Origin of the sequence: Paraburkholderia nodosa DSM 21604 (assembly GCF_000519185.1) — a bacterium.
Classification (GTDB): domain Bacteria; phylum Pseudomonadota; class Gammaproteobacteria; order Burkholderiales; family Burkholderiaceae; genus Paraburkholderia; species Paraburkholderia nodosa.
Genome location: NZ_JAFA01000014.1, coordinates 52,567 through 66,950, shown reverse-complemented (window position 1 = coordinate 66,950; position 14,384 = coordinate 52,567). Strand labels below are relative to the sequence as shown.

Sequence of the window (14,384 nt, the reverse complement as noted above, 5' to 3'; positions counted from 1 at the left end):
TGAAGCGCCAACTCCCGTCGACAAATCGGAGACGAAGACATGGCACCACCCGTATCCACGGGGCGCGGCGACGCGCCGAACCTTTCCGCAGCCGCGCCCGCCGAGGGCGCGATGCGCCGCTCGAAAGCGCGCTATCGCATCCTCGGCCTGCTGGCCGTCGGCACGATGATCAATTACCTCGATCGCACCGTGCTCGGCATCGCAGCGCCGCAGCTCACCAAGGAACTGGGCATCAACGCGGCGCTCATGGGCCTCGTGTTCTCGGCGTTCTCGTGGAGCTACGTCGTCGCGCAGATTCCGGGCGGCGTGTTCCTCGACCGCTTCGGCAGCAAGTTCACCTACTGGCTTTCGATGACGCTCTGGTCGATGTGTACGCTCGCACAGGGCTTCATCAGCGGCGTGGGCGCGCTGTTCGCTTGCCGCCTGGGTCTGGGCGCCGCGGAGTCGCCTTGCTTCCCGACCAATAGCCGCGTGGTCGCCACGTGGTTCCCGCAAAGCGAGCGCGCGTTCGCCACGGGCACCTATACGGTGGGCGAGTACATCGGCCTCGCGTTCTTCAGCCCGTTCCTCTTCGCGCTGATGGGCGCCTACGGCTGGCGCTCGCTGTTCTACGTGGTGGGCGGCGTGGGCATCGTGTTCGGCCTCGTGTGGTGGTTCCTGTATCGCGAGCCGCACGAGCACCCCGCGGCCAACCGCGCCGAACTCGACTACATCGAGGCAGGCGGTGGTCTGGCGCGCCACGAGCGCAAGGCCGACACGCAAGCCGCTGCCGGGCAACCGAAAAAACAGGGCTTCGACTGGCGCATGGCCGGCAAGCTGGTGCGCCGCCGTCAGCTCGCGGGCATCTGCCTCGGGCAGTTTGCTGGCAACTCCACGCTCGTGTTCTTCCTCACATGGTTCCCGACCTACCTCGCCACCGAGCGCCACATGGGCTGGCTCAAGATCGGCTTCTTCGCGATCATGCCGTTCATTGCTGCGTCGATCGGCGTGATGTTCGGCGGTACGTTCTCCGACTGGATGCTGCGCCGCGGCATCTCGGCCAACGTGGCGCGCAAGCTGCCGATCATCGCCGGTCTGCTGCTCGCCTCGACGATCATTCTCGCGAACTTCGTAGATAGCAACGTGGCCGTGATCGCGATCCTTTCGGTGGCGTTCTTCGCGCAAGGGATGGCCGCGCTCGGCTGGACGCTCGTGTCGGATATCGCGCCGGCCGGCATGCTCGGTCTCACGGGCGGCATCTTCAACCTGGCGGCCAATCTCGCGGGCATCATCACGCCGCTGGTCGTGGGGTTGATCGTCGGGGCAACGGGGTCGTTCGTCTGGGCGCTCGTGTTCATCGGCGTGATCGCGCTGATCGGCGCGGCGTCGTACATCTTCATCGTGGGTGATATCAAGCGCATCGAGCTTTGAGTCGCTGGTTCCGGGTCTTTGGCGGTTCCTTGTTTTCGCGGCGGTATGCAGGCGTTGCCCCTGTGCGGGGCGGCACCTACTTTTCTTTGCCAGCGGCAAAGAAAAGTAGGCAAAAGAAAGCCGCTTAAACCGCTAGCGCCTGCCACGGTTCACATCGCGCCGTTGATGGTGAATGGCTCCGGAGCGTCTGTCACCTCTCGCCCACAAACGGAGTGACAAGGCGCTCATACTTCCGGCGGCGCTCCGCGCACCGAAGGGCATAACCAAAAACCGGCGGGGCACATGAGTTCTCGCGAATGCTCAGGCATGCCACCCGGTTTCCCCTGAAGACCCAACCGCAGCGCGCGTAGCGAGCAGCGGGATGAATGAGCGCCTTGTCACTAACGTTGAAGGTGCGAGGTGACAGACGCTCCGGAGCCACTGGCAGGGACGGCCAGAGGTGAACCGTGGCAGGCGCTAGCGGTTTGAGCGGCTTTCTTTTGCCTACTTTTCTTTGCCGCTGGCAAAGAAAAGTAGGTGCCGCCCCGCACAGGGGCAACGCCCGCGTACCGACGCGAACACAAGGAAAGGCCAAAGCAAACCCAAAGGAAAGGCCAAAGCAACCCCAAGCCCCGGCGCTTTAGCGCCCCATCCCCCATGCTAGAATCCCCCGCATCCCATCCCTGCTGCGGGCCACAAAAAACATGGCAAGACCGGCGGCTTCGGCCGAACGCAACGATGCTCAATCCGAAAGCCGGCGCAAGTACGATCCCGAGCAGACCAAGCGCAATATCCTCGAAGTGGCGACGGCCGAATTCTCGGCCATGGGTCTCGCAGGCGCGCGTGTAGACGCGATCGCCGAGCGTACGAACACCACCAAGCGCATGCTGTATTACTACTTCGGCAGCAAGGAAGGGCTGTACGAAGCGGTGCTCGACAAGGTCTACGGCGACATCCGCGCGCTCGAACTGGACCTGCACATCGGCGAACTGGATCCCACCGAAGGCCTGCGGCGGCTCGTCGAATTCACCTTCGACTATCACGACCGCCACCGCGACTTCGTGCGCCTCGTGACGATCGAGAACATTCACGGCGCGAAGTACATCGAGCGCCTGAAAACCTTCCGCAGCCGCAACGCCAGCGCGATCCGCACGATCGAAGACCTGCTCGCGCGCGGCGTGGCAAGCGGCGCGTTCCGCGACGACATCGATCCCATCGACCTGCACCTGCTCATCAGCTCGATGTGCTTTCACCGCGTGGGCAACCGGCACACCTTCGGCGCCGCGTTCGGGCGCGACCCCTCGCATCCGCGCCTGCGCGCGCGCCATCGCGAGATGGTCGTCGACGCCACGCTGCGCTTCGTCAAGAAGTAAGGCGGCCCCGGCACCGCGGCCGCCCCGGGTTTTTCCAGGGCGCCCGCCGATGCGGGACGCATTGGCCGCGGCGGGCTCGCCTCCCCGCACGGCGCCGCGCAGGGCTGCCAAAAGGCCCCGGCGAACTCCGCAGATTTATCTCCAAAAGTCCGGTGAGCCCCGTCCTGCGTGGCTGTCAGCTAGCATCGCTTGTCCCATAAAAGTGCGCAAACGCATTACACTACGGCGGTCAAGGCCGCCGCGCGCGGCCTCGCCCTGCGCAGCCGCGCCCCGCCTCGCCGGCAGGGCGGGCGCGCCGGTCCACGCCACCGGAGAGTCTTTAGCGCAATGAGCACCGCCATGCCCCGTTCCGGCCAAGCCGGCCTGCCTCGACAGACTCAGGGTCGCTATACCCTCGGCACACGCATCGTCCTCAGCTTTGGCTTGCTTTTCGTACTGATGCTCGCGATGGCTGCGGTCTCGTGGGACCGCCTGCGCGCGATCGACAGCGAGGCGATGAGCCTCACGAGCGATTCGGTGCCGGGCCTGTTCTACGCGACGTCGCTGCGCGCGGCGGCCAACCAGACCTATAGCCTCGTCGAGCGCGCGGCCTTCGTCGATGCCGATGCGGACAGCGCGGCCCGCGACCTGTCGGGCCTGCCCGCGGCCGTGGCGCAGGTCGAGGAGACCACACGGCAGTACGAACGCACGCTTTTCCGCAGCGACGACCGCGAGCGCTTCCAGCGCTTTCGCGACGCCTACGCGCGCTATCTGCCGCTGGCCAAGGTGGTAGCGAGCCAGTTGCCCGCCTCGCGCCCGGCCGCGCAGGCCGCGTTCGCGCAGATCGGCCCGGCCTGGCAGGAGGTGCTCGCCACGGCCAACGCGCTCGTCGACGAAAACCGTCAGCAGGCCGACGAGTCCGCGCAGACCATCCGCAACTCGGTCACGGGCACGGAGATCACGCTCGCCACGGCGCTGGGCGTCGTGCTGCTCGCCGCGCTCGCCACGGGTTACGCGCTCTATCGCGCGATCACGGTGCCGATGGCGCGCCTCGTGGAGGTGCACGACTCCATGCGCACCGGTAACCTGTCGCAGCGCCTCGCGCTGAACCGCAGCGACGAATTCGGTGTGCTCGAAGACGGCTTCAACCGCATGAGCGACGAACTGGCCAGCCTCGTCGCCCAGGCGCAGAAGTCGTCGCTGCAGGTCACGACCTCGGTGGCCGAAGTGGCCGCGACGTCGAAGGAGCAGCAGGCCACCGCGAGCGAGACGGCGGCCACCACGACCGAGATCGGCGCGACCTCGCGCGAGATTTTCGCCACGGCGCGCGACCTCGTGCGCACCATGAGCGAGGTGGCGACGGTGGCCGAGCAGTCGGCCGGGCTCGCCAGCACGAGCCAGAGCGGCCTCACGCACATGGAAGACACGATGCGCAGCGTGATGGAAGCGGCGGGTTCGGTGAACGCCAAGCTCGCCATCCTCAACGAGAAGGCCGTGAGCATCAATCAGGTCGTGGCGACGATCACGAAGGTGGCCGACCAGACCAATCTGCTTTCGCTGAACGCGGCGATCGAAGCGGAGAAGGCGGGCGAGTACGGGCGCGGCTTCTCCGTGGTCGCGACCGAAATCCGCCGCCTCGCCGACCAGACGGCCGTGGCGACCTACGACATCGAGCAGACCGTGAAAGAGATCCAGTCGGCGGTGTCAGCCGGCGTGATGGGCATGGACAAGTTCGCGGAAGAAGTGCGGCGCGGCATGCACGACGTGCAGGCAGTGGGCGCGCAGCTTTCGCAGATCATCGGCGCGGTGCAGACGCTCGCGCCGCGCTTCCAGGTCGTGAACGACGGCATGCAGGCGCAGGCCACCAGCGCCGAGCAGATCACCCAGGCGCTCACGCAGCTTTCCGAGGCCGCCCAGCAGACGGCGGAGTCGCTGCGCCAGTCGTCGCAGGCCATCGACAATCTCACGCTCGTCGCCAACGAACTGCGCACCGGCGTGTCGCGGTTCAGGATCGAGGCGTGACGCGGGAACGGCGATGCTCTTCCTGGTGTTCGAACTGGACGGCGAGCGTTACGCGCTTGATGCCCGCGAGATCGCGCACGTGCTGCCGCTCGCGCCCGTGCGCGCGTTTCCGGGCACGCCCGCGTATATCGCCGGCGTGATCGACTACGAGGGCGCGCCCGTGCCCGTGGTCGATCTGCCGATGCTCGCGCTAGGGCGGCCCGCACGCACGCTCATGTCCACGCGGCTCGTGCTCGTGTATGACCGTGACGATGACGCCGGCGCGGTTGCCGCTCATGCGAAGCCGCGCCGCCTCGCGCTGCTGCTCGAAAGCGCGACGCGCACGCAGTCGATTGCCCCCGAGCGCTTTGCCGAAGGCGGCATCGCCACGCCCGAGGCACGCTGGCTCGGCCCCGTCGCGCGCGACGAGCGCGGTTTCGTGCAGTGGGTGAAAGTCGCCCAGCTGCTCGACGCGCGCGTGCGCGCGCGGCTCTTTCCCGATCCGCCTTCGTGGCAAGGCGCGCCATGAGACAGGCCGACCCGCGCTTCGCCGCCTGGCTGGTCGACGAAACCGGCATCGACGCCGAATCGCTGGGCGCCAACGCGCTCGCTCGCGCGGTGGGCGCACGGGCCGCGGTGACGCTCGAGGTCCACGCCGATCTGCATCCGGCCGTCACGCGCAAGGCGTGGATGAGCGGCGCCGCGCTGCCCGAATGGGCGCGCGAAGCCTACTGGCAGCGTCTCACGACCACGGCTGCCGAGCGCCAGGCGCTGATCGACGCGCTCGTCGTGCCCGAGACCTGGTTCTTTCGCGAGCGCGAGGCCTTCGCCGCGCTCGCGCGCCTCGGCGCGAAGCGGCTGGCCGCGCAGCCGGGCGACGTGCTGCGCGTGCTGAGCGCGCCGTGCTCGAGCGGCGAGGAGCCGTACTCGGCGGCCATGGCGCTGCTCGACGCGGGCCTCGCGCACGGGCAGTTCGCCATCGACGCGATCGACATCAGCGGCCAGTCGATTGCGGCGGCCGCGCGCGGCGTGTACGGCCGCAATGCGTTTCGCGGCGACGGCCTCGCGTTTCGCGAGCGCTATTTCGAGGCGGCGCCGGACGGATGGCGTATCGCCGCGACGGTGCGCCGCGCCGTGACCTTCGAGCGCGCGAACCTGTTCGAATGGCTCGCACCGCACCCGGTGCGCTACGACTTCATTTTCTGCCGCAACGTGCTGATCTATTTCGACCGCGCCTCGCAGGACCGCGCCATCGACTTGCTGCGTGCGCGCCTCACGGCGGGCGGCATGATCTTCGTCGGACCGGCGGAAACCGGGCTGATGATGCGTCATGAGATGGTGTCCGCCTATATTCCGCTCGCGTTCGGTTTTCGCGCGCCGGAACCCGGGGCGACGGCGGATCATCAACATCCGGCGAGCCCGGCGGCCGCCGTGCCGCCTGCGCTCACGCCGCTACCGGTGATGGCCGCCACGGCAGCGGCGCCCGCATTCGGCAGCGCGCCGGTGTTCGCGCCGCTGGACGCGCCCGTGGCCGCGGCGGCACGCGGGCCAGCGCCGCCGCGGCTCTCGCTGCGGCCCTTGCACGGCGCGCCGGCTCCGCGCGCGGCCGCCGTGGTGAGCGCCCGTGCGGCGCACGGGCAGCCCACCGGTGCCACGCCCGAAGCCGCGCTCGCCGACGCGCGGCGCCTCGCCGACGCCGGCGCGCTCGACGAGGCCGAACGCCTCGCCGCGCAAGCGGCGCAGGCGTTGGCGCAGAACGCGGGGACCTGGTACCTGCTAGGCCTGATCGCCGATGCGCAGGGCCGCGCCGTCGAGGCACTCGCGCACTATCGCAAGGCCATCTATCTGGAGCCCACGCACTACGAAGCGCTCACGCATCTGGCGGCCCTGCTCGAAGTGCAGGGCGATGCCGAAGGCGCGCGCCGGCTGATGCGCCGTGCGCAGCGCGCAGCGCAGCGCGGCGAACCGGACGCAGGAGGCCCGCATGCCTGAGCGCGAACTTGAGCAAGACCGTGCGCAGGACCTCGCGCCGGCGGCGCCGCTGCCCGAGCACTGCTGGAAAGTCATCGGCACGCTGGGTGACAACTCGTGCCCGCGCCTCGAAACGTGCGTGCGCTGCCTCAATTGCCCGGTGTTCGAAGAAGCGGCGGCGCGCATGCTCGACCGTCCCGCGCCGCTTGCGCCAGCTGCGCTTGCGCTCGAACGCGCGCCTGAGTCTGCGGGCACGCAGACGCGCCACGAAGGCTCGCTCGTGTTTCGCGTAGGCGGCGAGTGGCTCGCGCTGCCCGCTACCGCGCTGCGCCAGGTGCACGAGGCGCGCGCCATCCACACGCTGCCGCACCGGCGCAGCGTCGCCGTGCTGGGCGTCGTGAACGTGCGCGGCGTGCTCACGCTCGCGGTATCGCTGGCCGCGCTGCTGCGCATCGATGCCGCGGCGCTCGGCGCACCGTCGCGCGCCGCCACGCCGCGCCTGCTCGTGACCGAATGGGCAGGCGCGACGACGGCGTTTCCCGTCGATGCCGTGGAGGGCGTGGCGAGCTTCGGCGCCGACGCGCTCCTGCCTGCGCCCGCCACGCTCGCGCAGTCGGCCGGGCGGCACGTGCGCGGCGTGACGCACTGGCGCGGGCGTTCGGTGGGCGTGCTCGACGCCGAGGTGCTATTCGATGCGCTTGCAAGGAGTTTGCGATGAGCGACGACGAACTGAGCCGCCGCTCGCTGCTCGACCTCTTCCATGAGGAGGCGGCGGCGCAGACGCGCACGCTTTCCGCGGGCCTGCTCGCGCTGGAGTCCGCGCCCGCGGATGCCGCCACGCTCGAAGCCTGCATGCGCGCGACGCACTCGCTCAAGGGCGCGGCGCGTATCGTCGGACTGCCGGAGGCGGTCGAGGTGGCGAGCGCGATGGAGGACTGCTTCGTGGCCGCGCAGCGCGGCGAGCTGCGCATCGACGCGGCGCGCATCGATGCACTGCTCGTCGGCATCGACTTGCTGAGCGCGGCAGGCGATGCCGCGGCGGCGCCGCTTGCGCACGAGGCGGTCGAGGCGTTCGTGGCGCGCCTGCAGGGCGGAGCGCCGCCCGGCGCGGACAACGCCGCCGCGAGCGCGCCCGGGACCACACCCGAAACCGACGACCTCGCCGCGCTGGCGGCGTCATTGCGTCTGCCCGAGCCGGAGCGCGAGGCGGCGGCGACCGACGACGTCGAACCCGCGCCGCTGGCGCAACCCTCGCCATCCCGTTCAGCCGACGCCGGGCGCATGCTGCGCGTGCGCGCCGGCACGCTCGACCGCCTGCTCGGCTTCGCGGGCGAATCGCTGGTGGAGTCGCGCCGCATGCGGCCGTTCGCGGAGGGGCTCTTGCGCACGCGCCGCGCGCAGGGCAACGTGCTCGCGGCGCTGGGCCAGTTCCAGGAACGCCACGGAGCTGCACTCGACGTCGACGCTCGCGCCGCGCTCGCCGATATCCGCAATGCGGTTGCGTCGCTCGATCGTCAGCTATCCGAACGATTCGACGACGTCGATCGCATCGACCGGCGCGGCACGCAACTCGCGCAGCGCCTCTACGAGGAGGCCCTGCAATGCCGCATGCGGCCATTCGGCGACACGGCGCACACTTATCCGCGCGTGGTGCGCGACCTTGCGCGCTCGCTCGGCAAGCGCGTGCGCTTCGCGATTGCCGGCGAGTCGACGCAAGTGGACCGCGACATCCTCGAAATGCTCGACGCGCCGCTCGGCCACCTGCTGCGCAACGCGCTCGACCACGGTATCGAGGACCCCGAAACAAGACGGCGCGCGGGCAAGGCGGAAGAGGCAAGCCTCACGCTCGAAGCGCGTCATAGCGCCGGCAAACTGCTCATCGCCGTGGCCGACGACGGCGCGGGCATCGATCTGGACGCACTGCGCGCGAACATCGTCGCGCGCTCGCTCGCGCAGCCCCAGGCCGTTGCCGCGATGTCCGACGCCGAGCTGTTCGACTTCCTGCTGCTGCCGGGCTTCTCGCTGCGCGATACTGTCACCGACGTGTCGGGCCGCGGCGTCGGCCTCGACGCCGTGCAGAACTTCGCGAAGGCCGTGCGCGGCACGGTGCGCATCGAGAGCGCGACGGGGCAGGGCACGCGCTTCGTGCTGCAGTTGCCGCTCACGCTCTCGGTGGTGCGCAGCCTGATCGTCGAGGTCGCGGGCGAAGCCTATGCGTTCCCGCTCGCGCACGTGCGCCGCGCGCTCAGCGTGCCGCGCAGCACGATCGAGATGCTCGAAGGCCAGCAGCACATTGCCTTCGAAGGGCGGCCCGTGGGGCTCGTGACGGCGCGCCAACTGCTCGGCGCCGGTGCCGAAGCCGCGACCACGGAAGATCTGAACGTCGTGCTGGTGGGCAGCGAGGCGGGCCTCTATGGCGTGGCCGTGGACCGCTTCGCGGGCGAGCGCACGCTCGCCGTGCAGCCGCTCGACGCGCGTCTGGGCAAGGTGCGCAACGTTTCCGCGGCGGCGCTGCTCGACGACGGCGAGGTCGCGCTGATCGTCGACGTGGAGGACATCGTGACGTCGGTTGCGCGTCTCGTGCGCGACGGGCAGCTCGCGGGCGTGGCGCGCGGCGGCGCGCACGATGGGGCGCGCGCACGCAAGCGCATTCTCGTTGTCGAGGACTCCTTGACGGTGCGGGAGCTGGAGCGCAAGCTGCTCGAAAAACGCGGCTACGACGTCACGGTGGCGGTGGACGGCATGGACGGCTGGAGCACCTTGCGCAACGCGCACTTCGACCTCGTCATCACCGACGTCGACATGCCGCGCATGGACGGCATCGAACTCGTCACGATGATCAAGGGCGACGCGATGCATCGCAACGTGCCGGTGATGATCGTCTCGTACAAGGATCGCGAAGATGACCGGCGGCGCGGCCTCGACGCGGGCGCCGACTACTATCTGACCAAGGGCAGCTTCCACGACGAAGCGCTGCTTGACGCGGTGAACGACCTGATCGGAGAGGCGGCGGGATGAAAATCGGTATCGCCAACGACATGCCGCTAGCAGTCGAGGCGCTGCGTCAGGCCATTGCGACGCGGCCCGGCCATCGCGTGGTGTGGGTCGCCGCGAACGGCGAGGATGCGGTGCAGTTCTGCGCGGCGCAGGTGCCCGACGTGATCCTCATGGATCTCGTGATGCCGAAGGTCGACGGCGTGGAGGCCACGCGGCAGATCATGGCGCGCTCGCCGTGCCCGATCCTGATCGTCACGAGCAGCGTGGGCGCGAACGCCTGGCGCGTGTACGAGGCGATGGGCGCGGGCGCGCTCGATGCCGTCGATACGCCCACGCTCGCGGGGCCCGATACGCGCCGCACCATGGACCTGTTGCTCGCGAAGATCGAGCAGATCGGGCGCGTTTCGGGCGCGCTCGATCTCGCCGCGCGCGCGCCGGCGTTCACCGCTTCCGGCATGGCGAAAGCGCCGCTCATCGCGATCGGCGCCTCGGCGGGCGGACCCAGCGCGCTTGCCACCGTGCTCGGTGCGCTGCCCGCCGGTTTCGGCGCGGGCATCGTGATCGTGCAGCACGTGGACCAGTCGTTCGCCGCGGGCATGGCCGCCTGGCTCGACGGCCAGACGCCGCTCACGGTGCGCATCGCGCTCGAAGGCGAGCAGCCCGAGCCGGGCTGCGTGCTGCTCGCCGCGACCAACGATCATCTGCGCATGACAGCGGGCGGCAAGCTGGCTTACACTCGCGAGCCGGCCGACACACCCTACCGTCCCTCCGTCGATACGTTCTTTCACAGCCTCGTCGAGCGCTGGACGGGCGAGGCGATCGGCGTGCTGCTCACGGGCATGGGGCGCGACGGCGCCATCGGCCTGAAGGCGATGCGCGCCAAGGGCTGGCACACCATCGCCCAGGACGAGGCGACTAGCGCCGTATACGGCATGCCCAAGGCGGCGGCGGCGCTCTTCGCCGCGCGCACGATCCTGCCGCTTGGCGCCATCGCCCCCGAGCTTGCGAGCCGGGTGAAACTACCGCATCAACCTGGCGGCTAGACGCCAGCCATCACGAGACGCGACCGATATCATGACCGAGAAGTCCACTCTTCCAACCAGCGCAAACGTTGCCGACGGCATCGGGCCAGACGTCGGCCTCGACGCGGGTCTCGACCCCACCAGCGCCGACGATGCTTCGCTCGACGTCGCGCTGGAGGCCGTGCGCAGCGCGCTGGAGCAAACGCTGCCCGCCGCCGACATGCCGATGATGGTGCTACTGGTGGACGACCAGGCGATCGTGGCGGAGGCCGTGCGCCGGGCGCTCGCGAGCGAGCGCGAGATCGACTTCCACTATTGCGCGCATCCCGACCAGGCCGTGCGCACGGCCGAGGAAGTGCGCCCGACCGTGATCCTGCAGGACCTCGTGATGCCGGGCACCGACGGCCTCACGCTCGTGCGCGCCTACCGCGCGAGCGAAGCGACGCGCGACGTGCCGATCATCGTGCTCTCCACCAAGGAAGAGCCCGCTATCAAGAGCGCGGCGTTCGCCTCGGGGGCCAACGATTACCTCGTCAAGCTGCCGGACAGCGTCGAGCTGATCGCGCGCGTGAAATATCATTCGCGATCCTACGTAAACATGCTTCAGCGCGACGAGGCCTATCGCGCGCTGCGCCGCTCGCAGCAGGAACTGCTCCGCGCGAACCTCGAACTGCGCCGCCTCACGCATTCGGACGGCCTGACCGGCCTCTCGAACCGGCGCTATCTGGACGAGTTCCTGAACGCCGAGTGGAAGCGGGCGGAGCGCGAGCGCACCGAAGTGTCGCTGCTGATGATCGACGTGGACTACTTCAAGCCCTACAACGACACCTACGGCCACGTGGCAGGCGACAACGTGCTGCGCTCGGTGGCGACGACGATCCGCCGCGAGATACGTCAGCCGCGCGACCTCGTGGCGCGCTTCGGCGGCGAAGAGTTCGCCGTCGTGCTGCCGGGCACGGGCAGCGCGGGCGCGCGGCTGCTCGCCGAGAAAATGCGCCGCGACGTGGTGGGGCTCGCGTTGCCGCACGTGGGCTCCGCCGTGAGCGAGCACCTCACGATCAGCATTGGTGTGGCGACGCTCACGCCCGCGCCGGGGCTCGCGGAAACGGCGCTGATCGAGGAAGCCGACGCCGCGCTCTACCGCGCGAAGCGCGACGGCCGCAATCGCGTGGCGTTTTCCACGCACGTGTCGGGGCGGTCGTAAAGGCGCGAAGCGCCTCAGCCCGGCGTCCAGTCGTACATCAGGATCTTGGCGCGCGCGTCGTCCTCCACGAGCACCACGTAGTCGCCGTTATCGCGCTGCGCGGCGCTCATGCCCATATAGATGTCCACCCAACCGCTCGTATTGCCCACGTCCGCACCGGGTGTCATCGAACCGACGATCTGGCCGCTGCGCGCGTCGTACACGTCGATCTTCTGCGTGTATAGCTCCGCGATGAACACATAGTTGCCGGCCACGGCGATCCCCACTGTCGTCACCTGCGGGCTGCTGCCCGTGTTCCAGGGCAACGACGCCTGCCACGTGAGCGTGGGCGAACCGCTCGACCAGTTGTCGTAACGCGCGAGCACGGGCCCGGCTTCCTTCCAGTGCGACGCATCCCACGGAATGTTCGCGGTGAAGCCGGTGATGTACATCGTGTCGGTTTCGGCCACGTAGACGATCCGCGCGATGCGGTTGAACGGCGCCGGCATCGGGAACATCTTCGACGATGCATAGGTGTACTGCGGATTGCCCTGCGCGTCGAGCCCTTGCATCGGCATCTCGCGAATCCCCGAAAGGGGCGTGGCGAGCCACACGTTGCCGGGCGTGTCCACCCACCAGTAGCCGTTGCCGACGGTCGCGCCCGTCGAGGGGTTCGAGGCGATCTCGCTCGCGTCCACGTGGCCGTCGCCGTTCGCGTCGCGCCACATCCACTCGCCGTAGGTCGGCTGGCCGGCGGGCCAGGTGCCCGGCATCGGATTCTGGGCGAGCAGGCCCGAGGGAATCGCGACTTCGCCATCCGTTGCGGGTGAGAAGCGGTAGATGTTCAGGTAGTGCGCGTACTGGTCGAGCGTATAGAGGAATAGCTGGCCATTGAAGCGGCGCACCATGGGCGAGCCGCGCACGCCGCGCGTGGAGTGCAGCGCGGGATCGTCGGGATAGGCGAAGCGGTTGAGCGTGAAGCCCGCATAGGTCCATTGCTTGCCGGGCGCCTGGCGGTAGTCGAGCGTGAAGCGCTTCGAGCCGGTGAAGACGTTGGCGGTGTTGGCGGGGTCGAAGGCGGCGGCATCGACGAAGGTCAGGCCATCGAGGCGCCAGCCCAGCGTGCGCGTGCCCATCGCGTAGCTTTCGAGCACCGCTCCCTGGCCTACTAGCGCGGTGCCGTACGGCCGCGGCCCCTGGCCGTTCTGCGCGACGTACAGGTTGCCCGCCTGGTCGTAGCCGATGCTGGTGATGCCGTTGAAGCGCCAGTCGCCGGGCGTGCCCTCCACGACGTGGAAGATGCCCTGGCGCGTGCCCAGTGTGCCTGCCGCCGCCATCTGGCCGCTCGACGTGCGGGCGTAGAGCAGAATCTGCTGCGAGGGGCCGTTGTCGGCAATCGAGAGCTGGCCCGAAGGCGCGAAGGCGAGGTCGGTGGGCACGGTGCCCGCGGGCAGCACGGGCGCATCGTTGAGCGCGGTGCCGTCCTTGCGGTAGTGACCGATGCTCGGGCCGTTCGCGTCCTGCGTGCCCTGGATCACCCAGAGCGTACTGTCAGTGGCTAGCGCAATGCGGCCCGGCGTGGGCACGGTGAAAGAACGCAGTTGACGCATGGTTTGTGCGTCGTAGACCACGATACGATTGTCCGCGGTATCGGCAACGTACAACTCGGCTTCGGTGGCGGCGAGGCCGCGCACGGCGCCGTCGCTGCTGCCCGGCGCGGCGAGCACGCGCAGGAAGCTGTTTTTCGTCGCGTTCGCGCTGTTGCCGATGCCGCTCGCGAACGGCGCGCCCTGCGCCACGTTCGAGCGCAGCCGGCGCGTCACGCCGAACCAGGTCTGGTTGGCGGGCGGATAGTCCGCGCCCACGAGCCCGTTGCTCTGGTTGCCAATCGACATCGCGGCGTACACGTAGGTGCTGTTCGCCGCGATGGCGTCGCCGCCCGCGTTGCCCCAGCCGTGCGTGTTGCCGGCCACGGCGAGCTTGTCGCCGCCGCGGTAGACGCCGATCTCGCTGCCGCTTTCGTCCCAGGGCGCGTTCGCGTAGACGGTGCCGTCGGGCGCGACGGCGATGGCCTGTACGTCTTGCTGCATCCACTTGCCGTCGCCGAAACCGAAGCTGTTGCCGATCCAGGACGTGGTGTAGTTGAGCGTGCTTTGCGCGACGCAGGGTTGAATGGCGAGACCTTGCAGCGCTACCGACAAGGCAATGAGGCGAGCAGCATTTTTCACTTGAATTCCCATCAATCACGAACCTGCAGCAGGGTGCGCGGCAGTTGGGCGTGATGCTCGCATGCGCTTTTAAGGAAATAATTCAAATATTATTCAGTGCGGGTAATGTGGCGTTTTTTTATGCGGATGCGATGAATTGGCCGCCCGCATGGCGCAAAATCGCTCGAGCGCCGCGCAAAAGGGGAATTTCGCCGCCAGGCGGAATAATCCGCGCCCGCGGCGTGTTAGCCCCCGCATCGCC

At 68.9% G+C, this 14,384-nt stretch carries 10 protein-coding genes; 9 read left to right on the top strand and 1 reads right to left on the bottom strand.

Annotated features, from left to right (window positions below; all coding sequences use genetic code 11):
- Positions 1–111: 111 nt before the first annotated feature.
- The 9 genes from A3CW_RS0121350 to A3CW_RS0121310 all read left to right on the top strand — a co-directional run bounded on the left by A3CW_RS0121350 (position 112) and on the right by A3CW_RS0121310 (position 11,936).
- On the top strand, positions 112–1,410 hold the full coding sequence (locus A3CW_RS0121350) for an MFS transporter (RefSeq protein ID WP_245623715.1): 1,299 nt from the start codon (positions 112–114) through the stop codon (positions 1,408–1,410).
- Positions 1,411–2,093: 683 nt separating this feature from the next.
- The gene (locus A3CW_RS0121345; protein WP_028205385.1) at positions 2,094–2,762 is read left to right on the top strand and encodes a TetR/AcrR family transcriptional regulator; all 669 of its coding nucleotides are present in this window, start codon (positions 2,094–2,096) and stop codon (positions 2,760–2,762) included.
- 327 nt (positions 2,763–3,089) lie between these two features.
- The gene (locus A3CW_RS0121340) at positions 3,090–4,763 is read left to right on the top strand and encodes a methyl-accepting chemotaxis protein (RefSeq protein WP_028205384.1); all 1,674 of its coding nucleotides are present in this window, start codon (positions 3,090–3,092) and stop codon (positions 4,761–4,763) included.
- A 13-nt stretch (positions 4,764–4,776) separates the two neighbouring features.
- Positions 4,777–5,271, top strand: coding sequence for a chemotaxis protein CheW (locus A3CW_RS0121335; protein ID WP_028205383.1), 495 nt, complete (start codon positions 4,777–4,779; stop codon positions 5,269–5,271).
- A complete protein-coding gene (locus A3CW_RS0121330; protein WP_028205382.1) occupies positions 5,268–6,734 on the top strand; it encodes a CheR family methyltransferase in 1,467 nt (488 codons plus the stop codon). The genes A3CW_RS0121335 and A3CW_RS0121330 overlap by 4 nt, the downstream gene beginning before the upstream one ends.
- On the top strand, positions 6,727–7,431 hold the full coding sequence (locus A3CW_RS0121325) for a chemotaxis protein CheW (protein WP_028205381.1): 705 nt from the start codon (positions 6,727–6,729) through the stop codon (positions 7,429–7,431). The genes A3CW_RS0121330 and A3CW_RS0121325 overlap by 8 nt, the downstream gene beginning before the upstream one ends.
- Complete coding sequence (locus A3CW_RS0121320) at positions 7,428–9,731, top strand: hybrid sensor histidine kinase/response regulator (RefSeq protein WP_028205380.1); 2,304 nt, start codon at positions 7,428–7,430, stop codon at positions 9,729–9,731. The genes A3CW_RS0121325 and A3CW_RS0121320 overlap by 4 nt, the downstream gene beginning before the upstream one ends.
- Positions 9,728–10,753, top strand: coding sequence for a chemotaxis response regulator protein-glutamate methylesterase (cheB, locus tag A3CW_RS0121315; protein ID WP_028205379.1), 1,026 nt, complete (start codon positions 9,728–9,730; stop codon positions 10,751–10,753). Before A3CW_RS0121320 ends, cheB begins: the two co-directional genes overlap by 4 nt.
- Positions 10,754–10,952: 199 nt before the next feature.
- On the top strand, positions 10,953–11,936 hold the full coding sequence (locus A3CW_RS0121310) for a diguanylate cyclase (RefSeq protein WP_211254077.1): 984 nt from the start codon (positions 10,953–10,955) through the stop codon (positions 11,934–11,936).
- Positions 11,937–11,950: 14 nt separating this feature from the next.
- Here A3CW_RS0121310 and A3CW_RS0121305 read toward each other — a convergent pair whose 3' ends face one another.
- On the bottom strand, positions 11,951–14,143 hold the full coding sequence (locus A3CW_RS0121305) for an NHL repeat-containing protein (RefSeq protein WP_028205377.1): 2,193 nt from the start codon (positions 14,141–14,143) through the stop codon (positions 11,951–11,953).
- Positions 14,144–14,384: the final 241 nt, after the last annotated feature.

Bases quoted from the DNA above. Each gene is read 5' to 3' on its own strand.
- cheB (WP_028205379.1), top strand. From the start codon at position 9,728: ATGAAAATCGGTATCGCCAACGACATGCCGCTAGCAGTCGAGGCGCTG.
- A3CW_RS0121345 (WP_028205385.1), top strand. From the start codon at position 2,094: ATGGCAAGACCGGCGGCTTCGGCCGAACGCAACGATGCTCAATCCGAA.
- A3CW_RS0121310 (WP_211254077.1), top strand. From the start codon at position 10,953: ATGCCGATGATGGTGCTACTGGTGGACGACCAGGCGATCGTGGCGGAG.
- A3CW_RS0121325 (WP_028205381.1), top strand. From the start codon at position 6,727: ATGCCTGAGCGCGAACTTGAGCAAGACCGTGCGCAGGACCTCGCGCCG.
- A3CW_RS0121335 (WP_028205383.1), top strand. From the start codon at position 4,777: ATGCTCTTCCTGGTGTTCGAACTGGACGGCGAGCGTTACGCGCTTGAT.
- A3CW_RS0121330 (WP_028205382.1), top strand. From the start codon at position 5,268: ATGAGACAGGCCGACCCGCGCTTCGCCGCCTGGCTGGTCGACGAAACC.
- A3CW_RS0121350 (WP_245623715.1), top strand. From the start codon at position 112: ATGCGCCGCTCGAAAGCGCGCTATCGCATCCTCGGCCTGCTGGCCGTC.
- A3CW_RS0121340 (WP_028205384.1), top strand. From the start codon at position 3,090: ATGAGCACCGCCATGCCCCGTTCCGGCCAAGCCGGCCTGCCTCGACAG.
- A3CW_RS0121320 (WP_028205380.1), top strand. From the start codon at position 7,428: ATGAGCGACGACGAACTGAGCCGCCGCTCGCTGCTCGACCTCTTCCAT.